The following is a 19479-nucleotide window of genomic DNA, read 5'->3' on the forward strand; positions in this document are numbered from 1 at the left end:
TACTACATATTGCGCGCGTGAGAACAACAGTTAGCGATACATGGTAAGAAAAATGGTTAATAAAACAGCGGGGTGGCGGTCGTCTTGAACGGCTGACTGAAAAAACAAAAGGGCGAGATTGCCTCGCCCTTAGTGTGCCGCTTTTAGCTGGCAACGGCTACTTGGGCAGCGCCACGTTTGATAAACGCGTAGCCCAGGCCGGTGATCAATGAGCCCACCACAATGGCGCCCAGGTAAAGCAGAGCGGGAGTAATGGCGTTAGGAATCAGCAGCACGAAGATACCGCCATGGGGGGCCATCAGCTTGGCACCCACCAGCATGGAGAGCGCACCCGTGACCGCGCCCCCGGCGATACAGGCGGGAATCACGCGCAGCGGGTCTTTCGCAGCGAAGGGAATCGCGCCTTCACTGATAAAGCATAGGCCCAGCACGAACGAGGCTTTACCCGCTTCCCGCTCGGGGGCGGAGAACTTGTTGCGCGCCACGAAGCTGGCAATGCCCATACCAATGGCGGGCACCATACCTGCCGCCATGATCGCGGCCATCGGGCCGTAGGTTTCAGAGGCCAACAGGCCGACGCCAAAGGTGTAGGCCGCTTTGTTGACCGGGCCACCCAGGTCGAAGCACATCATGGCGCCGAGCAGAATGCCCAGCAGCACGGCATTGGTCGAGCCCATGGACTCCAGGAAGCTGGTGAGCGCGCTCAGCACGGCAGCCACCGGCTCGCCAATCACGTAGATCATCGTCAGGCCGGTGACCAAGCTGGCAATCAGCGGGATGATCAGAATCGGTTTGAGCGACTCGACGCTGGAGGGCAGCTTCACGTAGCGCGTGACGGCGAGTGCCACATAGCCCGCCAGGAAACCGGCCAGAATACCGCCGATAAATCCGGAGCCAATCTCGGCGGCCAACATGCCGCCAATCATGCCGGGGGCAATGCCGGGGCGGTCGGCAATCGAGTAGGCGATGTAGCCCGCTAGAACGGGAATCATCAGCGCGAAGGCCGTGCCGCCACCAATCTGCATTAGCGCGGCGGCCAGGGTGCCTTCCTCCTGGAAGGCCTCGATACCGAACACGAACGAGAGGGCGATGAGCAGGCCGCCTGCGACCACCATGGGCAGCATGAACGACACGCCAGTCAGCAGGTGCTTATAAATGCCTTTTTCTTTGATGCTTTTTTTGGCCGTGGCGCTGCCTGCAGTGCTGGTGCCGTCTTCCACGGCGGCGTCAGTGAGGGCGGCCTCCAGGGTCGGGCGCGGCTTTTTGAGCGCGTTGCCGGTCGACGTTCGGTAAATTCGCTTACCCGCAAAGCGCGAGGGGTCGACTTCGATATCGCAGGCCAGCACGACGACATCGGCGGCGGCGATTTCCGCTTCCGTGAGTTTGTTTTGCGCGCCCACCGAGCCTTGGGTTTCCACACGAATCTGGTGGCCCATGGCCTTACCCGCTTCGGCCAGCGCTTCGGCGGCCATAAAGGTATGGGCAACACCGGTGGGGCAGGCGGTGACGGCAACGATGTTTTTACCCCCCGCACTGCTAGTCGGGGCAGCCGCTGTGGCTGCCGGGGCACTGTAGATCGGCGCTTCCCGCTTAGCTTGGCTTAAAAAGGCGCTGGGGTCGGGCAGGGCGCTGGCAATAGGAGCCTGGAATAGCCGCTTGCCTTCGAACCGCTCCGGGGCGGGCACGTGGTCGGCAGCTACGACGATCAAATCGGCGTTGGCGATCTGTTCAGCGCTGGCGGCTTGCAGCGGCGCAATTTCGCCGTGCATCTCCACATGAACGTTCCAGCCTAGCCGCGTGGCGGCTTGCTCTAGGCGCTTGGCGGCCAGGAAAGTGGTCGCCATGCCGCTGGGGCAGGCGGTAATCAGAATGAGGTTCATCGCGTGGCTCCCTCGGTGTGGGTGTCGTCAAGACGCCGTACCCGGGTCTGTTGTTGGAGTGAGTCGAAATCATCGGCGTGGGGGGTGCCCACCCCGACGTGGCGTACCGCTTCGGCAGAAAGCGCCGTCGCAAAACGAAGCGTATCGACGGGTGTGTGCTGGCTCAGCAGCCCATGCAGCATGCCCGCCACAAAGGTGTCACCCGCGCAAACGGTGTTTGTGGCGGTGACAGTGGGCGGCGTGGATTGCCAAGTGCCGTGCTGGCTCACCCATAGAACGCCTTCGGCACCTGCTGAAATCAGCGCGTGTTCGATACCGCTGGCGTGCAGCCGTTCGGCGGCAGCTTGGCGCTGCTGGTCGGTATCGAGCGTGCTACCGGCCCAGTCGGCCAGCTCGGTTTCGTTGGGCTTTACTGCGGCAGGCTGCGCGGCAATCGCCGTGAGCAGCGCCGGACCGCTGGTATCTACCCACAGCGGCACTGCGAAACCTTTCAAGAAGGCAAGCAGCTCGCCGAACGCGGGTTGATCGATACCGGGAGGCAGGCTGCCCGCCACCACCACGGCCTCGGGCGGCGCACTACCATCGAACAAGCCGCCGAGCGCAGCGCGTAAAGCCTCCAGGTGGGCAGCTTCGATGGGCATGCCGGGGCCGTTGATATCGGTCACGCGGCCGCTCTGCTCGGCAAGTTTGGCGTTAATGCGCGTGCTGCCCGGCACCCGCACGAAGGCGTCGATGACGCCGTAACGGGGAAAGGCGAGGCTGAACGGAGCATCGTTCTCTTCGCCCAAAAAACCGCTCACGATCACCTCGTGACCTAAACTTGCCAACACCCGCGCGACGTTCACGCCTTTACCGGCCGCTTCTAGCTGCGCGGTGGTGGGGCGGTTGACGTGTCCCAGCGTCAGCGCCTCCAGATTGAAAGCGAGATCCAGCGCGGGGTTGAGCGTAATACAGACGACTCGTGCCATTAGCGGGCCTCCAGGGCGTCGCGTACCTCGTCGCTGGTCGCCTTGCCGAGCGCGAGCTGCGCCGTGGCCTGGGCATCTGCCAAGTCGAATTCACGCAGGCGAGCTTTGACCAACGGGATTTGACGCGCGCTGACCGAGAGTTCATCGACACCCAGGCCCACCAGCACTGGCACGGCCATGGCGTCGGAGGCTAGCTCACCACACACGCCGACCCATTTACCGTGTGCATGGGCGGCCTCTACGGTCATTTGTATCAAGCGCAGTACCGCCGGATGCAGGCCATCAGCTTGAGCGGAGAGCTCTGGATGGCCGCGGTCAATGGCCAGTGTGTACTGGGTCAAATCGTTGGTGCCGACCGAGAAGAAGTCCACTTCGGCGGCCAGCGTCGGGGCTAACAAGGCACTCGATGGGACCTCGATCATCACGCCAAGCTGCACGTCGGTGGCGCGCTGCTGGGGGGCGATCTCGGTGAGCAGGCGGTCATAGATCGCTTTCGCCGCGCGGAATTCGGCCACGTCTTTGACCATCGGCAGCATGATGCGCAGCGGTTTGCCGACGGCGGCCATCAGCAGTGCGCGAATCTGGGTTTCCAGCACGTCCGGCTGGGTCAGCGCTAGGCGAATACCCCGCAGGCCGAGGAAGGGGTTGTCTTCCTGGGGCACTGGCCAATAAGGCAGCGGCTTGTCGCCGCCCACGTCCAGGGTGCGGGCGACGAGCGGGCGGCCGTCGAGGGCATCGGTCGCTTCGCGGTATTCGGCGATTTGCGTGGCGAGATCCGGCGCGCTGGAGTAGGCCATGAACAGAAACTCGGTGCGCAAAAGGCCGACGCCTTCCGCACCACGCTCGACCGCATCGGCGGCGTGGGCGGTGTTGCCGAGGTTGGCAGCCACTTCCACCTTGTGGCCGTCGCGGGTTTGCGCTTGCTCGAATCGCAGCTCCCAGGCGTCCGCTTCACGCTGCTGCTGGTCGAGCAGCTGCTGTTCGGCGCGGCGCAGGCGCTCCTCGGAAGGTTGCGACGTCACGCGGCCGCGCTCGCCATCCAGAATCATCATGCCGCCGTTATGCAGCGCCATCACCGCTTCACCGGCACCGACCACAGCAGGAATGCCCAGCGCACGGGCCAAAATAGCGCTGTGGGCGGTTGCACCGCCGCGCACGGTCAGCAGGCCGCGCACACGGGAGGTATCCAGGCGGGCCACGTCAGAGGGGCCGATATCGTCCATGACCAAGATATAGGGGTGGTCGGGTGGCTCGGGCAGGCTGACGTCGCAAAGCACGCCGAGCACGCGGCGGCCGACATCGCGAAGGTCGGCGGCGCGTTCGGCCAGCAGTCGGTCGGCCAGCATCTCTTGAGCGTGGGCGGCGGTGTCGATGGCTTCCCACCAGCCCGCTTCCGCCGAGCGGCCTTCACGAATGGCGTCGATGGCCGCCTGGTGAAGTTCGGGGTCGTCGAGCATCTCTTCATGCATGGAGAGAATGTCCGCGACTTCGCCGCCGGGCGCTTTATGTACCAGCGCCTGAAGCTGGGTGGCGCCTTCTTTCAGGGCCGCTTCCAAGCGGGCGATCTCGTCGTCGGGCTGATTGGCGTGCTCAGGATAGTCGAACTGCATCGGGCGAATGACGAACACCGGGGCAATCGCCAAACCGGGCGAGGCGGCAACGCCGGAATGGGGCGTATCGGCAGCGAGTGGTTCGACGGCGGGCTTACTGGTGCTAGCGGCTGGGGCCGCGTCGCGACCGCCATCGAAGGGCGTGACTTTCTCACCCAAGCCACTCTCGACGGCGGCGGCAATGGCGTCTAACGCGGCATTTGCCTGTTCGCCCTCGGCGGAGAAAATCAGCCACTGGCCGCGGCGCGCACCCAAACCAATCACTTTGGTCAAGCTTGCGGCGGAGACGGTAGTGGCGCTGCCCTCTTCCAGGCGCACGTTGATGGGCATGGGCTGGGCACGAGCGATCTGTACCAGCTGTTTGGCCGGGCGAGCGTGCAGGCCGTGGGGGTTCAGAACGCGCACCCGGCGGGTTTGGGTGCTGGCGGTTTCACCGGCCAGTGCCGCCAGTAGCTGAGCACTGTTTTTGCCTAAGAAGCTGTCGCTTTCGCCGTTTTCCAGTACCGCCATCAACTGTTCGAGCAGCGGCAGGTGAGCGTCACCGCTGGCAGCGAGGCAGAACAGCGCATGCACCGGATGACCGCGGTGCTCGAGCGTGCTATCGGCGGGGGTGGCAACGCCTAGCGCGGGTTGGTTTACGCCTTGGGCGCTGCTCGAGAGCCACAGGCCTTTGCCCAGCCACTGGGGCTGGGCGCTCGCCACGGTACCGATAAAGCCATTATCCACGCAGCCGCTTTGACGCAGCCGCGCAGCCGCCGCCAGGGCCAGCTCCTGCGGGTCACGGGCGGGGAAGTTGATACATAGCGTATCGGCATCCAGGCGGGGGGCTAGTGACGGCTTAGAGAGCAGGCGTGCAACATCGGCGGCGGAGCTGGCGCGAGCCAACTCGCTTGCCACGCCGTCGCGGTCGAGGACGTGGGTTAGCTGGCGCAAAATATCCAGGTGTTCGTCGTTTTGTGCCGCTATCGTGACCAGTACGTGAACGGTGTTGCCGTCGTGCCACTGAACCCCCTCAGGGAACTGCAGCACCCGCACGCCGGTACGCTTGACGTGTTGGCGGCTTTCCGGGGTGCCGTGGGGAATCGCAATGGCATTGCCTAAGTACGTCGAGGACTGCGCTTCGCGGGCGTGGAGGCCATCGCGGTACTCGGCCGCCACCAGGCCAGCCTCTGCCAGAGCGTTGGCGGCGCTGTCGAGCGCAGCTTGCCAGTTGTCCGCATGGCGGTCGAGCAAGATGTCATCGGGGCCGAGTGTCAACATAGGGGTCTCCTGTAAACGCGGTCAGGCAACGGCAACGTCTGCGATTGGCGGCGAAAGTGCGCGCATAAAACGTTAGTCGTAGATCGTTGTGGTTAACTGGATGAATCGTGTCACCTGTGTATAGTGGCTATGCTGAATCGATTCACTTTTCGACACAAGGGTTGTCTTTTAAGACTTTGGTCTGAAGAGGGTAAAACGGCTGCTAAACTGCCGTCTTCATCTAGGGAGAAACCAGCATGACACTTGCCGATATTGCCCGGCTTGCCGGGGTTTCGCGCACCACGGCAAGCTATGTAATCAACGGCCAGGCCGAACAGCGGCGTATTAGCCCGGCCACCATCGATAAAGTGATGGCCGTGGTGCGTCAGCACCGCTATCACATCGATCCTCAAGCTGCCGCGCTGCGCCGTGGCGCGAGCCGTTTGATTGGTTTGATCGTGCCGGATTTAGAGAACATCAGCTATGCGCGCCTTGCCAAGCGCCTGGAGCGCGGTGCCCGCGAACGCGGCTACCAGCTGCTGGTGGTGAGTTCCGATGACTGCGCGGATAGTGAGCGCGCGCTGGCCTTGGCGCTGCGCGCCCAGCGCTGTGAGGTGCTGATTACCGCCAGCTGTCTGCCAGAGAGCGACACTTTTTATACGGATTTGGCCGACGAAGGCTGGAGCGTCGTTGGGATGGACCGTGGCCTGACACCCGAGCGTTTTGCCAGCGTGGTGAGCAATGACCAAGAGGCGGCTTACGCGCTGACGCGCTCGGTGATGGAGGGGTCAACGCGTCGCATTGCCTGGTTGGATGCTATGCCCGAGCTCTCGGTGAGCCGTGAGCGCCGTGCGGGTTTCTTTGCCGCCTTGGAAGACCAGGGGGTTGAGGCGACCACCTTCAGCGGCGAGCGTTACGAGCGGGATGTGGGCGTGGCGCTGGCGCAGCAAGCGTTTGCGGCGGGCGAGGTGGATGCGCTGGTCACCGCCTCTTACGCACTCATGGAGGGCGTCTTCGATGAGCTGCTGGCTCGAGGTGGGATGCCGAGGACACTTCGGTTAGCCACCTTCGGCGATCATCGCCTGTTGGATTTTCTACCCCAGTCGGTCAATTCGGCACGGCAAGATTACGACCGCATCGCCGAGCTGACGCTTCAGTGCGCGCTCGGCGCGATGAACGGAAGCTACCAATGCGGTCAGCAGGTGGTGGCACGCCACCTGCGTACTCGTTAAGCAAAAGGTGCGCGCGGTTATACCGTGCGGGCATTTGCCCAGGCATTCGCGTCGGGGATCGACATATCGTAGCGTTCGGCCAAGTAGGGCGAGGAGAGCAGAAAGTCAGCACTCGCCGCATTACAGGCCACCGGCACGTTCCACAGCGCCGCCAAACGCAGCAGCGCTTTCACATCCGGGTCGTGGGGCTGCGGTGCAAAGGGGTCCCAGAAGAAAATCAGCACGTCGAGCTGCTGCTCGGCGATACGTGCACCGATCTGCTGGTCGCCGCCCAGCGGCCCGCTCATCAAGCCTTCTACCTCTAGCCCCAGGGCGGTCTTCAGCCGCCCGGCGGTAGTGCCCGTGCCAATCAGCGTGTGCTGGCTCAGCGTCTCCTGCCAGCGCGTCGCCCACTCCAACATCTCGGTTTTTTTGCCATCGTGGGCTATCAACGCAATACGCTTGCGCGGTTGCAGCGTGCGCACCGCTTGGCGGGGTGGGCGGGCATCGTTCATGGCATGGCTCTCCTGGTCATTCGCTTGTTATTCATCGTCCGTCGAGACGGTTATTCATTCGGCGTCGACGGCCAGTACTTTCATGGTGTTGGTGCCGCCATGGGCGTTCATGTGGTCGCCGCGAGTAAGAATGACATGCTCGCCTGGGCGTGCCAATCCATGGGCTTTCAGCAGCTTGATGGCTTCCTGGTTCACTTCGGTCGCCTCCATGTGCGTGGTATCGAATGGAAGCGAGACCACGCCGCGGTAGAGCGCCATGCGCCGCTGGGCGATGGGGCTATGGGCCAAGCCTACGATTGGCAGGCCCGACCGGATGCGCGAGGCAATCAGCGGCGTGTAGCCGGTGGAGGTCATGCAGGCAATGGCGCGTACGCCGGTCAGATGGTTGGCGGCGTACATGGCGGAGAGCGCAATGGTTTCATCGATCCGCTCGAAGCCTTCATGGATGCGGTGGCCGGAGGCTTGAGCAATGCGCTCGCGCTCGGCACCCAGGCAGACGCGGTCCATGGCTTCGATGGTTTCCACCGGATAGTCGCCCGCTGCGGTTTCTGCCGAGAGCATGACGGCATCGGTGGCGTCGAGCACGGCGTTGGCTACGTCGAAGACTTCCGCACGGGTGGGGAGCGGCGATTCGATCATCGACTCCATCATTTGGGTGGCGGTGATCACCGCGCGATTCAGCGAACGGGCATGCTTGATAATACGCTTTTGCGTGCCGATCAGCGCCTCATCGCCAATCTCTACGCCCAGGTCGCCGCGAGCGACCATTACCGCTTCCGATGCTTCGATGATGGCGTCCAAGGTGTCGTCGTTGGCGACGGCCTCGGCACGCTCCAATTTCGCCACCAACCCGATCTCTTTGCCCTCGTCACCCAGTAGAGCACGCGCTTCCTGCATGTCGGCGGCGCTGCGTGGGAACGAAACGGCGAGGTAATCCACGCCAATCTCGATGGCGGTTTTCAGGTCTTCTTTATCCTTATCGGTCAGCGCTGGGGCGGAAAGGCCGCCGCTTTGCTTATTGATGCCTTTATTGTTGGACAGCTTGCCGCCCACGTGAACTCGGGTGTGAACTTCTTGCCCAACGATAGACGTGACGTCCAGCACGACGCGACCATCGTCCAGCAGCAGACGGTCGCCGGGGGTGACGTCATCGATGAGCGCTTTGTAGTCGCAGCCGACGCGCTCGCTGCTGCCGCCATTGGCATCTAGTGCCATGTCCAGCACGAACGGTTGACCGACCTCTAGATGAACGGCGCCTTCGGCAAAGCGCGAAATGCGAATTTTAGGGCCCTGCAAGTCGCCGAGGGCGGCGACACTGCGGCCCAGGCGCTGGGCGATCTCGCGGACAGCGTTGAGGCGTTTGCGATGATCATCGGCAGACCCATGGGAGAAGTTGAGGCGCACCACGTCAACGCCTGCTTTTAGCATGGCTTCCAATACCCCAGGGCGGTCGCTGGCTGGGCCAAGCGTGGCGACGATTTTGGTACGGCGTAGGGGAGTCGAGGACGTTGCGCGTGTCATAGGGGCTCCTGGGGGCAGCGTTGCTGAACGTGGCCCGATAAAGGGCGGGTGAATCGTTGATTAAGTATTGGACTACGATAGCCTTTATATAGTAATTTTACTACATATTGGATAGTTATTAGCCTTTAGGGGCGGTTATGGCAGGTTTTAATCGGCCTACAGGTGATTAAATACGTATTTTTAGTAATTTTTTTACTGGATACGCCATCTACGACCACTGCTTGATTGAGGTGCTACCATGACAATAAGAGTTGCCATTAACGGATTTGGACGGATTGGCCGCAACGTACTGCGTGCACTGTATGAAAACGGCTACCGTGATCGCGTTCAGGTCGTTGCGATCAATGATCTGGGTGACCCTTCGCTTAATTCCCATCTACTGCGTCATGATACGGTTCACGGCCACTTCCCCTTCAGTGTCGAGCATGACGCCGAAAGCATCAGCGTAGATGGTGATCGTATTACGATCTCCTCCGAGCGTGATCCGGCCAACCTACCCTGGGCGTCCATGGATATCGATCTCGTCATGGAGTGTACTGGTCTGTTCACCAAGCGCGAGGCGGCTGCCAAGCATATTGCTGCGGGCGCCAAGCGTGTGCTGATCTCAGCTCCCAGCCCGGACGCGGATGCCACCATCGTTTACGGTGTGAATGACGACATCCTCACCGCTGAGCACACCGTGGTGTCCAACGCGTCGTGCACGACGAACTGCCTAGCACCGGTTGCCAAAGCGCTGAACGACGCTGTTGGTATCGAAAACGGCCTGATGACCACGGTTCATGCCTACACCAACGACCAAAACCTGTCGGATGTGTACCACTCCGACCCCTACCGTGCCCGTAGCGCTACCCACTCCATGATTCCGACCAAGACCGGCGCTGCCGCTGCAGTAGGTCTGGTATTACCGGAGCTGGCGGGCAAGTTCGACGGTTTGGCGGTGCGCGTACCGGTGATCAACGTCTCTCTGGTGGATCTGACTTTCACGGCAGGACGTGATACGACCAAAGAGGAGATCAACGAGATCGTCGAGAAAGCCGCCGCGAACTCCCCTGTCCTGGCGGTTAACGCCCAGCCGCTGGTCTCCATCGATTTCAACCACGATGCGCACTCGTCTACCTTTGACGCGAATCACACCCGCGTTAATGGCCGGTTGGTGAAAATCATGGCGTGGTACGACAACGAGTGGGGCTTCTCCAACCGCATGTTGGATACCGCCATCGCCATGCAGAAAACTGCGCAGTAATCCCGCCGTTTAGGGGCTGTCCGCTAAGGACAGGTATCGCCCAACAGCAGCTCGGTCTGGAGCAGCTGTTGGGTCTTGGGTATTCGCCCCAGAATCATTTTGGCCGCGACACGTCCTTTGCCCGCGCTGTCCTGGCGCACGGTCGTCAATCGAGGGGCACGATATTGCCCTTCGGCAATGCCATCGAACCCCGTGATGCGTAACGCCTTCGGCACCTGGATGCCTCGCTGTTCCGCCAGCGTCAGCGCGGTCAGAGCAATCCGATCCGACATGCACAGCAGCAGATCGGGACGCTGCTCTGCTGGCTGATCGAGGATCTCGGTGATCACCGGCGAGCACACATCGAACACGTTCTCCTCGATGTTCCATAGCGGAATGGTATCGGTATCGAACCCGTGTTCACTGAGCGCGGCGTGAAACCCGGCGAGGCGTGCTCGGCTGATCGTGCTGCTGTCGGGAAGCAACGTATGCGCCTTCGTTACTCGGCCATTACAGGGCTCTCTGGTCAGCCGCAGGTTGATGATGGCAGGCCGGGTAGGACGCTGTTTAAGGGCATGCATGGCCATGGCGTAGCTAGCGTCACGGTCATCGATATGCACCGTGGGGCAGCCGTCGATATCGAAGTCGACCGAGACCAGCGGACGCTGCGACGGCAGTTCGTTCAACAGTTTATTGTTGGGCATCAGGCCGTAGACGATGAAGCCATCGGCAATGTTGGCCGAGCCGGGCGGTTGTGATGCGTGCCCCCGGCCTGGAAGCAGCAGCAGGGTATGGCCATGGGCATCCAGGACTTCCGCTACACCGGAAAGAAACTCACTGGCGACGGCATCGTTCAAGCTGTAAGTCAGGCTTTCGGCCAGAATCACCGCCACGATGCTGGAGCGGCCGGTGCGCAGGCTGCGCGCTTTGGCATCGGGGCCGTTATACCCCAGGCGTTTGGCTTCTTTGAGAATGCGATCGCGCAGCAGCGGAGAGAGCTGGTCGGGGCGATTGAAGGCGTTGGAAATCGTCGCAGTAGAAACGCCGAGTTCGAGCGCAAGGTCCTTTAAGGTCATTCGGCGAGGGGTGGTCACGGAGCTTCCTAAACTGGTGAAGAGTATGGGCGGAGAGAGTGCGTGCCGGACGCCTTTACAGCGCAGGCTAATTATTGAATTGTCGCGCACAAGAATAACGGCCTTGACGGTCTGACGACTACCCTCTTTGCAAGGTGCCTCATCCAGCCAAGGCCGTTATGGGTCTTTCTATCCGTGTTTAAGCGGCCGAGCGCGCCTTGGCTAGTGTCAACGCGGCGCCGCTCTCATCGAACAGGTGGACGTGTTCGGTATCCGGTACCAGCGACACCTGCTGGCCCTCTTGCCACTGGCTGGGCGCTTCGCTGCGATGGATGAGCAGCGTCGAGCCCGCTTTCGGCTCCAGATAGACGTAGACCTCGTTGCCCAGGTACTCGACGTTGACGATATCGAAGCAGTTATCGCCTTGAGGCGCTTCCAAGCGAAGGTGCTCGGGCCGCACGCCAAGCGTGAGCGAGGTGCCCTGTGAGTAAGCGTCGCCCGCTTGGGGCAGTGAGACCTCGCCGATGCCCGCTGCTTTGACGCGGCAGCCTTCGGCGGCGCCGCTGATCAGCTCGGCGGGCATAAAATTCATGGTAGGCGAGCCAATGAAGCCCGCGACGAATTGGGTGGCCGGACGCTGGTACAGCTCGTGGGGACTGCCCACTTGCTCCACATGGCCCCGGTTGAGCACTACGATCTTATCCGCCAGGGTCATGGCTTCGACCTGATCGTGGGTCACGTAGATCATGGTAGAGCCAAGACGGTTGTGCAGGCGGGCGATTTCGTTACGCATCTGCACCCGCAGCGAGGCATCCAGGTTGGAGAGCGGCTCGTCGAACAGCAGAATGCGCGGCTCCCGCGCCATGGCACGTCCCATCGCCACGCGCTGGCGCTGGCCGCCAGAGAGGGCTTTGGGTTTGCGGTGCAGCAGCTCTTCCAGCTGCAGGATTTTGGCCGTGCTCATTACCCGCTCGTGAACGGTCTCTTTAGCAGTGTTGGCCAGCTTTAGGCCAAAGGCCATGTTGTCGTAGACGGTCATGTGCGGGTAGAGCGCGTAGGACTGAAACACCATGCCGACGCCGCGCTCGCGGGGGGGTAGGTCGTTCACCACGGTGCCGCCAATGTTCAGGTCGCCATCGGTGATCGATTCGAGCCCTGCAATCAGGCGCAGTAGGGTGGATTTACCGCAGCCGGAGGGACCCACGAACACGACGAACTCGCCGTCGCCAATGGAAAGATCGACGTCTTTGATGATGTGGTCGCGGCCAAATACCTTGTTGACCTTTTCAAGCGTAACACTTGCCATGGTAACTCCTTGCCGACCTCGACCTGAGCGGGTCGGCTATCGTTATTAACTGTTATGGGCGGCGTTTAGGCAACCTGCATAAAGGCGGCTTGGTACGCGGGCAGCGTGAGTGTGCTGCCGTCTCGCGTGGCGGTAAAATGGGCGACCGGCAAGTCGCTGGCGACCTCCACGGGCAGGGTGGTTTGCTGCTCTTGCCCGGTCAGGTTGAAAACACATAGCAAGATCTCGTCGCCTTTTTGACGGGTAAAGCCGAGCAGGTCGTCACCGACGTCGACCAACGATAAATCGCCATCGAAGAGGGCGGGGTGGCGGCGGCGGAACGCCAGCAGGGCGCGTACGGTATTGAGTGTGGCGTTGGGGTCGTCTTGCTGGCGGCTCACCGCCAAATCCAAGTGACGAGCTTCCATGGGCAGCCACGGCTCTACTGGCGAGAAGCCACCCTGATCGCCGTCGGTCCAGGGCATGGGCGTGCGGCAGCCGTCGCGGCCTTTGAACTCGGGCCACAGCACTTTGCCGTAGGGGTCTTGAATGCGCTCGAAGGGCACGTCCGCTTCCGGTAGGCCCAGCTCTTCGCCTTGGTACAGGCACACGCTGCCGCGCAGTGAGAACAGCATGGCCAGCATCACTTTTGGGTAGGCGTGGGGGTCTTCCTCAGCGCCCCAGCGGGTCGCACTGCGCACCACGTCGTGGTTGGACGTGGCCCAGCAAGGCCAGGCGTCGCCCGCCAAGCGTTGGAAGCGTTCGATCACTTCGCGCAGGTAGCTGGCGGAGTGGGGCATGTTGAGCAGGTCGAAGGTGTACGCCATGTGCAGCTTATCGCCACCGGCAGTGTATTCGGCCATGCGTTCTAGCGGATTATCGTCGCCAATCTCACCCACGGTGGTGGTGCCGGGGTACTCATCCATCAGCGCACGCAGGTCTTTGAGGAAGTCCAGATTTTCCGGCCGGCTGAGGTCGTAGACATGGCGCTGCCAGGTGTAGGGGTTCGCTTCCGGTGCCCCCAGGGTTTTGGCTTCGCCTGTCGGTACCGGCGGGTTGTCCCGCAGTTCGGCGTCGTGGAAGTAGAAGTTGACCGTATCCAAGCGGAAGCCGTCTACGCCCAAATCCAGCCAGAAACGCATGTTGTCGAGCTGCGCCTGACGGGCTTCCGGGTGGTGGAAGTTCACGTCCGGCTGGCTGGTCAGGAAGTTGTGCAGATAGTACTGCTGGCGCCGGGAGTCGAAGGTCCACGCCGAGCCGCCAAAAATCGACAGCCAGTTGTTGGGCGGCGTGCCGTCGGGTTTCGGATCGGCCCATACGAACCAGTCGGCTTTAGGATTGGTGCGATTCTGGCGGCTCTCCTGGAACCAGGGGTGCTGATCGGAGGTATGGCTGATCACCTGGTCGATCATCACTTTCAAGCCCAGCGAGTGAGCTTTTTCCAGCAGCGCCTTGAAGTCTTCCAGCGTGCCGAACATGGGGTCTACGTCGCGGTAGTCACTCACGTCATAGCCGAAGTCGAGCATCGGAGAAGTAAAGAAGGGCGATAGCCAGATGCCGTCCACGTTGAGGGAGGCCACGTAATCCAGCTTTTCGGTGATGCCGTTCAGATCGCCTACGCCGTCGCCGCGGCTGTCCAAGAAGCTACGCGGATAGATTTGATAAATAACGCCGCCGCGCCACCACATCATGTTGTCTTGCATTACTGTGTTCCTTAAAAACGGTTGCTGAGTTTGATCAGCGAATTCATGGGACCATGGTGTGAAGGCGGTTAGCCCTTCACGGCACCCGCGGTCAGGCCGGACACGATGCGGCGCTGGAAAATGATGACCAGAATCACCAGCGGTACGGTGACCACGACGGAGGCTGCCATGATCGGCCCCCAGGGCAGTTCGTAGGCACTACCGCCTGACAGAAGGGCAATCGCAACCGGCACCGTGCGCTGCGCATCGGTCAGTGTGAAGGTCAGTGCGAACAGAAACTCGTTCCAGGCGGCGATGAATGCGAGCAGGCCCGTGGTCGCCATGGCGGGCCACATCAGCGGCAGAAATACCTTGGTGATGGTCACCCAGGGCGTTGCCCCATCCATGATCGCCGCCTCTTCCAGCTCCATGGGGAGCTGCTTCATGAAGGTGGTGAGCACCCACACCGTAAAGGGCAGGGTAAAGATGGTGTAGCTGAGAATGAGGCCTGCCGGGTTGTTGTAGAGGTTCAGCGCGCGAATCACTTCGAACAGCCCAGAGAGAACGGCCACTTGAGGGAACATCGACACGCCGAGAATGACCAGCAGCACGGTGGAGCGGCCGCGAAAGCGTACCCGACCCAGCGCGTAAGAAGCGGTGATGCCTAGCAGCAGCGCGATGAATACCACGCTGAACGCGACGATGATCGAGTTGAAGATCGCCCTCACGAAGCTCGATTGGCTAAAGATCTGTGCGTAGTTGTCCAGATTCCAGGTCGAGGGCCATAGCTCCACGCGGAACAGGTCGCTGGAGGGTTTTACCGAGGTAATGACGGCGTAGTAGAACGGGAAGACCGCGTACACCATGATGACGGCAATCAGTGCCCAGAACCCGACGCGTTTCGCTACTTTGGCTAACTGACGGCTGTTCATCAGTCACCTCCCAATTGAATCTGTTTGCGGCCAAGGTAGAGATAAGCCACGGTGGCCAGCGCGATGATCAAGAACAGCAGCGTGGATGCGGCGCTGCCGTAGCCGACGTCCTGAAACTCGACGAGCTGCTGGCGCGCGTAGACCGACATCGACATCGTGCTGGTGGAGTTGGAGGTCAACACGTAGATCACGTCGAAGACCCGCAGGGCATCCAGCAGGCGGAAGATGACCGCCACCATCAGCGCCGGGGTAATCAGCGGTAGCGTGACCTTGAAGAACACGCGCACCGGATGAATGCCATCCACCTCGGCGGCTTCGTAGCAATCTTTGGGCAGCATCTGCAGCGCGGCCAGGACCAACAGAGCCACGAAGGGAATCGTTTTCCACACGTCGACCATGATCACCGCCCACATGGAGTAGGTGGCGCTCGCGGTCCAAGCGATGGGGTTATCAATAATACCGACCATCATCAGCAGGTGGTTGATGATGCCGAACTGGTCGTTGAGCATCCACGCCCACATCTGAGCCGACACGATGGTAGGAATGGCCCAGGGAATCAGCACGGCCGCCCGAACGATCACGCGGCCTTTGAATTCTGCGTTCAAAATCAGTGCGACGATGACGCCGAAAACGACTTCCAGCGATACCGACACCACCGAGAAGTAAACCGTGTTCCACACGGACTGCCACCACACTGGGTCCGCCAGCACGCCAAACCAGCGGCCGTTGTCGTAGACCAGGTAGTTTTCGAAACCGATCAGATTCGCCGAGCCCAAATCGGAGAGCGACGCATCGGTAAAACTCAGGAAAAACGTACGTAGTAACGGCCAGCCCGCCACCAGCGTGAGGGCAATCAGCATGGGGGCTAAGAACAGCCACGCCGCCTTGACGCGTTGGCGGCGGACCTTGGTACCCCGTTGCCGCCGCGCTGGCGTGGCGGAACGCGCCCCGAGGGGCGCGTTTTGGTGAGAGTGGTGAGAAGAGCTCGACATAGGTGTCTCCGCGTTTACCAGTTGCGACGCTTCAGGCGCAGCAATTCGCCTTCAAGGTCGGCGACGGCTTGAGCGCCATCTTTGGTGCCGGACAGCACGTCATGAGAGGTGCTGAAGAACGCGTTGCTGACACGGCCATAGGCATCGCCCGTGGGGGCAGAGGGGCGGGCCACCGCGTTGGTGAACGTATCGTAAAGCGTGCCGAAGAAGGGCACGGCATCCAGCACTTCCTGGTCTTGGTAGAGCGAATCGATCGTCGGGTTGTAAGAAGCCTGAATGGCGCGGCGCTTTTGCTCTTCTTCACCGGTCAGATACGCCACCAGGTCAGCGGCGATCTCAGGATGCTCGCTGTAGCGCGACACGGCCAGGTTCCAGCCGCCCAGGCCCGCGGCGCTCTGGCCCTCTTCACCGCCGGCAGGCAGCTGCACGACGCCTACTTTGCCGCGCACGTCGCTATCGTCACTCTGGGCCAGTGACCACGCGTAGGGCCAGTTGCGCATGAAGACGGCATTGCCGCCCTGGAAAACACCCCGTGCTTCCTCTTCGGTGTAGTTCAGCACGCCTTCCGGGGAGATGTCGCCAATCCAAGAGGCGGCCAGATCCAGCGCTTGGGCAGCGCGCTCGTTGTTGATGGTCACTTCGCCTTCGTTATCGACCACGGTGCCGCCGCCAAAGCTGGCAACCCACTCGAGGGCGTTGACGGTCAGGCCTTCGTAGGCGCGGCCTTGGAACACGAAGCCTTGCATACGGTCGTTGCCCGCTTCACGCTCGGCGTTTTGAATATCGCGCGCGATCTCCGTCATCTCTTGCCACGTGGTGGGCACCTCGTGGCCATGCTTTTCCAGCAGGTCTTCGCGGTAGTAAAGAACACCCGCATCGGTAAACCAGGGCATGGCGACCAGGCGGTCATCGATGGTGTTATTGGTCACGATGGTGTCGAAGTGACCGACTGCGGCGTCTTCACCCAGTACTTCGCGCAGGTCGAGCAGGTGGTTGGCTAGCAGACCGGGCCATACCACGTCGATCTGCATCACATCGATATCGCTGGAGTTAGCGGAGAGAATTTGTTGATAGAGAGACAGGCGCTCAGTAGACGAGTTGGGCGTTGAAACCACATCGACGCTGTGGCCGGTTTTCTCTTCCCAGGCGCGTACGCCTTCTTGGCAAAGGGTCAACTCTGCGCCAACTGCACCACAGGAGATCGTCAGTTCGGCCGCCTGGGCAGACCCGGTGGCACTGGCAAGACTGGCCAAAGCAATAGCTGAAGTGAGTAGTGTCTTTTTCATTACGGCGTTCCTCGGCGTTTATTGTTGTGGGTGATGGGGTATCAATGCGCTCATAGCGCCTACTTAAACGATTAAGTACGCTGCCAGTTAGCCGTCTGTCGTCGTGAAGTTCAATAGCGACTTTTGTCTAATCTATGTCAATTCAATTTCTCTAAGATAAATAACCTTTTAGACATTGGTCGATAATTAGTAAAAGCTTGTTGGTTTACGTGCTCTTAATCGATTAAGTTTCAACTGTCACTCTATCTTCACACAACACGAAAGTTGCTTTGCAACACGTTGGGTCAATCACCTTGTCGCGTTGTTGGGCACAGGCTTCGGCGAGTCGAAGTAACGACACGGGTGGCAGCACTGAAACGCTGGCTTTTTTTACACCGGTTTTGGGGCCGGTGATCAAAAAGTAGGGAGCCAAACGGTTCGGGCGTTCGGGATAAAAAACAATAGGATTTAACACTAGGGTTGAAAAACAATGCATAAAATGACGTTCAAAACACCTTTAGCCATTGCCGTCGCCGCTGCCAGCTTCGGTCTTTGCGGTGCCGCCAATGCTGACATGACCTTGGAAGAGCGCTTTGCCGAGCTGGAAGCACGCATTGCAGCCGCTGAGCAGCGAGCTGAAGCGGCCGAGCGCCGCGCCGAGCTAGCCGAGCAAGGTCGCGGAACCGCGCCTGCATCCAGCGCCCCGGCTGCGGCGACTACCAATGCCGATATCGAAGAGCGCCTGGCCCGCGTCGAACGCCAGGCCAGCGGCGAAGAGGGCTTTTCGTTTAACGTTTACGCCCGATCTGGCCTGCTGATTGGTGAAGATGGCAAAAGTGCACCGGGTGGCCCGTACCTAACGCCCGCCGGTGGTAACGGTGGGGCGGTGGGGCGTTTGGGCAACGAGCCGGACACCTACTCTGAAGCGATCCTGAACTACCGCATGCAGTTCGATAACGGCGCCAAAGCCCGCTACACCACCATGCTGGCCCATGGCACCAACTCCAGCAACGACTGGGTGGGCGATGACACCAACCTGAACGTGCGTCAGGTGTACGCAGAGTTCAGCGATTTGCCGAGCTTTACAGGGGCCTTCGAGAACGCCTCGATCTGGGCGGGTAAGCGCTTCGATCGCAATAACTTCGACATTCACTGGCTTGACAGCGACGTGGTCTTTCTCGCCGGTACCGGTGGTGGTGTGTACGACGTGCAGCTGGCGGAGAACTGGAAAACCAACTTCTCGCTCTATGGTCGCAGCTTCAGCGACTTCCCGGTCGTCAACCGTGAAAACCCCGGTTTGGACGGCGAAAACAGCGATACCGACAACCTTGTCCTGACCTCCAACAACTACTTCGGTAACTGGCAGGTGATGGTCAACGGCATGTCCGCTGCCGATAACGACGAGCGCGACATCGGCGTCGGCCAAACCGCTGCCGATACCGGTTGGCACACCATGGTGGCCTACCACGGTGATAGCTTCTTTGGGTTGGGCGACGGTAACTTCAAGGCCGCCGTACTGCACGGCCAAGGCCTGGGTGCCGAGGTGAAAGGCTTGGGTAGCAACGGCGACTTGACCGATGATGCCAGCGCAACGCGCCTTGCCCTCTACGGCACGACCTACATTGCCCCGCAGTGGCGCATTGCGCCGGCCATCCTGGCGGAAACCAGCGACGACCGTTTTGCTAGTGGCGATAGCTATGATTGGGCCACGCTGAACGTTCGCCTGGCGAACGAAATCAACCAAAACTTCGAAATGCAGTACGAAGCCAGCTACCAGTGGATGGACTTCGAACCGCAGGGTTACAGCGGCCGCAATGCGGTGGACGGCGACTACATGAAGTTCACCATCGCCCCGACCTTCAAGCCGGAAGTGGGCGGGTTCTGGAAGCGTCCTGAAATCCGTCTGTTCACCACCTACAGCGACTGGGATGAGAGCCTGAATAGCTACGGTGCCAGCTCGCTGGGCAGCGACGGCTTCACAGGTGGTGAGTTCACCTTCGGTGTCCAAACCGAAGTATGGTTCTAGGGGAGTACCGCTCGCTAGCAAGACTGCTTTCGATCTCATGGCGGCATGAGCGCCATCT

The 19479-nt window shown here is 60.9% G+C and carries 14 protein-coding genes; 3 read left to right on the forward strand and 11 right to left on the reverse strand.

The features are described from left to right. Window positions 1-143: 143 nt before the first annotated feature. Genes FHJ80_RS16740 through ptsP form a run of 3 tightly spaced genes read right to left on the reverse strand, consistent with a single transcriptional unit; the run spans window position 144 to window position 5718 of the window. Window positions 144-1880, reverse strand: coding sequence for a PTS fructose-like transporter subunit IIB (locus tag FHJ80_RS16740; RefSeq protein WP_139528472.1), 1737 nt, complete (start codon window positions 1878-1880; stop codon window positions 144-146). Next, on the reverse strand, window positions 1877-2848 hold the full coding sequence (gene pfkB, locus FHJ80_RS16745) for a 1-phosphofructokinase (protein WP_139528473.1): 972 nt from the start codon (window positions 2846-2848) through the stop codon (window positions 1877-1879). The genes FHJ80_RS16740 and pfkB overlap by 4 nt, the downstream gene beginning before the upstream one ends. Then, entirely contained in the window at window positions 2848-5718 is a 2871-nt protein-coding gene (ptsP, locus tag FHJ80_RS16750; RefSeq protein WP_139528474.1) for a phosphoenolpyruvate--protein phosphotransferase, read from the reverse strand. Before ptsP ends, pfkB begins: the two co-directional genes overlap by 1 nt. Window positions 5719-5954: 236 nt before the next feature. Here ptsP and cra point away from each other — a divergent pair, with 236 nt between their 5' ends. Beyond that, window positions 5955-6929 (forward strand): catabolite repressor/activator, encoded by a 975-nt coding sequence (gene cra / locus FHJ80_RS16755; RefSeq protein WP_139528475.1) that lies wholly within the window; start codon window positions 5955-5957, stop codon window positions 6927-6929. A gap of 17 nt (window positions 6930-6946) precedes the next feature. Here the strand turns inward: cra and FHJ80_RS16760 are convergent, their stop codons facing one another. Next, window positions 6947-7423 (reverse strand): methylglyoxal synthase, encoded by a 477-nt coding sequence (locus FHJ80_RS16760; protein ID WP_139528476.1) that lies wholly within the window; start codon window positions 7421-7423, stop codon window positions 6947-6949. Window positions 7424-7477: 54 nt separating this feature from the next. Next, a complete protein-coding gene (gene pyk, locus FHJ80_RS16765; protein ID WP_139528477.1) occupies window positions 7478-8944 on the reverse strand; it encodes a pyruvate kinase in 1467 nt (488 codons plus the stop codon). A 238-nt stretch (window positions 8945-9182) separates the two neighbouring features. On the opposite strand from pyk, the gene gap reads away from it, so the two are divergent. Next, window positions 9183-10187, forward strand: coding sequence for a type I glyceraldehyde-3-phosphate dehydrogenase (gap, locus tag FHJ80_RS16770; RefSeq protein WP_139528478.1), 1005 nt, complete (start codon window positions 9183-9185; stop codon window positions 10185-10187). A 23-nt stretch (window positions 10188-10210) separates the two neighbouring features. On the opposite strand, the gene FHJ80_RS16775 is transcribed toward gap, so the two are convergent. The 6 genes from FHJ80_RS16775 to FHJ80_RS16800 form a co-directional block, all read right to left on the reverse strand. Then, complete coding sequence (locus tag FHJ80_RS16775) at window positions 10211-11260, reverse strand: LacI family DNA-binding transcriptional regulator (RefSeq protein WP_231125665.1); 1050 nt, start codon at window positions 11258-11260, stop codon at window positions 10211-10213. A 178-nt stretch (window positions 11261-11438) separates the two neighbouring features. Further along, window positions 11439-12545 (reverse strand): ABC transporter ATP-binding protein, encoded by a 1107-nt coding sequence (locus FHJ80_RS16780; protein ID WP_139528479.1) that lies wholly within the window; start codon window positions 12543-12545, stop codon window positions 11439-11441. Between the two features lie 65 nt (window positions 12546-12610). Next, complete coding sequence (locus FHJ80_RS16785; RefSeq protein ID WP_139528480.1) at window positions 12611-14227, reverse strand: alpha-glucosidase family protein; 1617 nt, start codon at window positions 14225-14227, stop codon at window positions 12611-12613. A gap of 68 nt (window positions 14228-14295) precedes the next feature. Beyond that, complete coding sequence (locus tag FHJ80_RS16790) at window positions 14296-15138, reverse strand: carbohydrate ABC transporter permease (protein ID WP_139528481.1); 843 nt, start codon at window positions 15136-15138, stop codon at window positions 14296-14298. Then, complete coding sequence (locus tag FHJ80_RS16795) at window positions 15138-16130, reverse strand: carbohydrate ABC transporter permease (protein ID WP_139528482.1); 993 nt, start codon at window positions 16128-16130, stop codon at window positions 15138-15140. Before FHJ80_RS16795 ends, FHJ80_RS16790 begins: the two co-directional genes overlap by 1 nt. A gap of 14 nt (window positions 16131-16144) precedes the next feature. Continuing rightward, window positions 16145-17416 (reverse strand): ABC transporter substrate-binding protein, encoded by a 1272-nt coding sequence (locus tag FHJ80_RS16800; RefSeq protein ID WP_139528483.1) that lies wholly within the window; start codon window positions 17414-17416, stop codon window positions 16145-16147. Between the two features lie 469 nt (window positions 17417-17885). Between FHJ80_RS16800 and FHJ80_RS16805 the strand changes: the two genes are divergently transcribed. Then, on the forward strand, window positions 17886-19421 hold the full coding sequence (locus FHJ80_RS16805) for a carbohydrate porin (protein ID WP_139528484.1): 1536 nt from the start codon (window positions 17886-17888) through the stop codon (window positions 19419-19421). The last annotated feature ends 58 nt before the right edge of the window (window positions 19422-19479 follow it).

The sequence above is a fragment of the Halomonas sp. BL6 genome (genome assembly GCF_006228115.1).
Lineage (GTDB): Bacteria > Pseudomonadota > Gammaproteobacteria > Pseudomonadales > Halomonadaceae > Vreelandella > Vreelandella piezotolerans.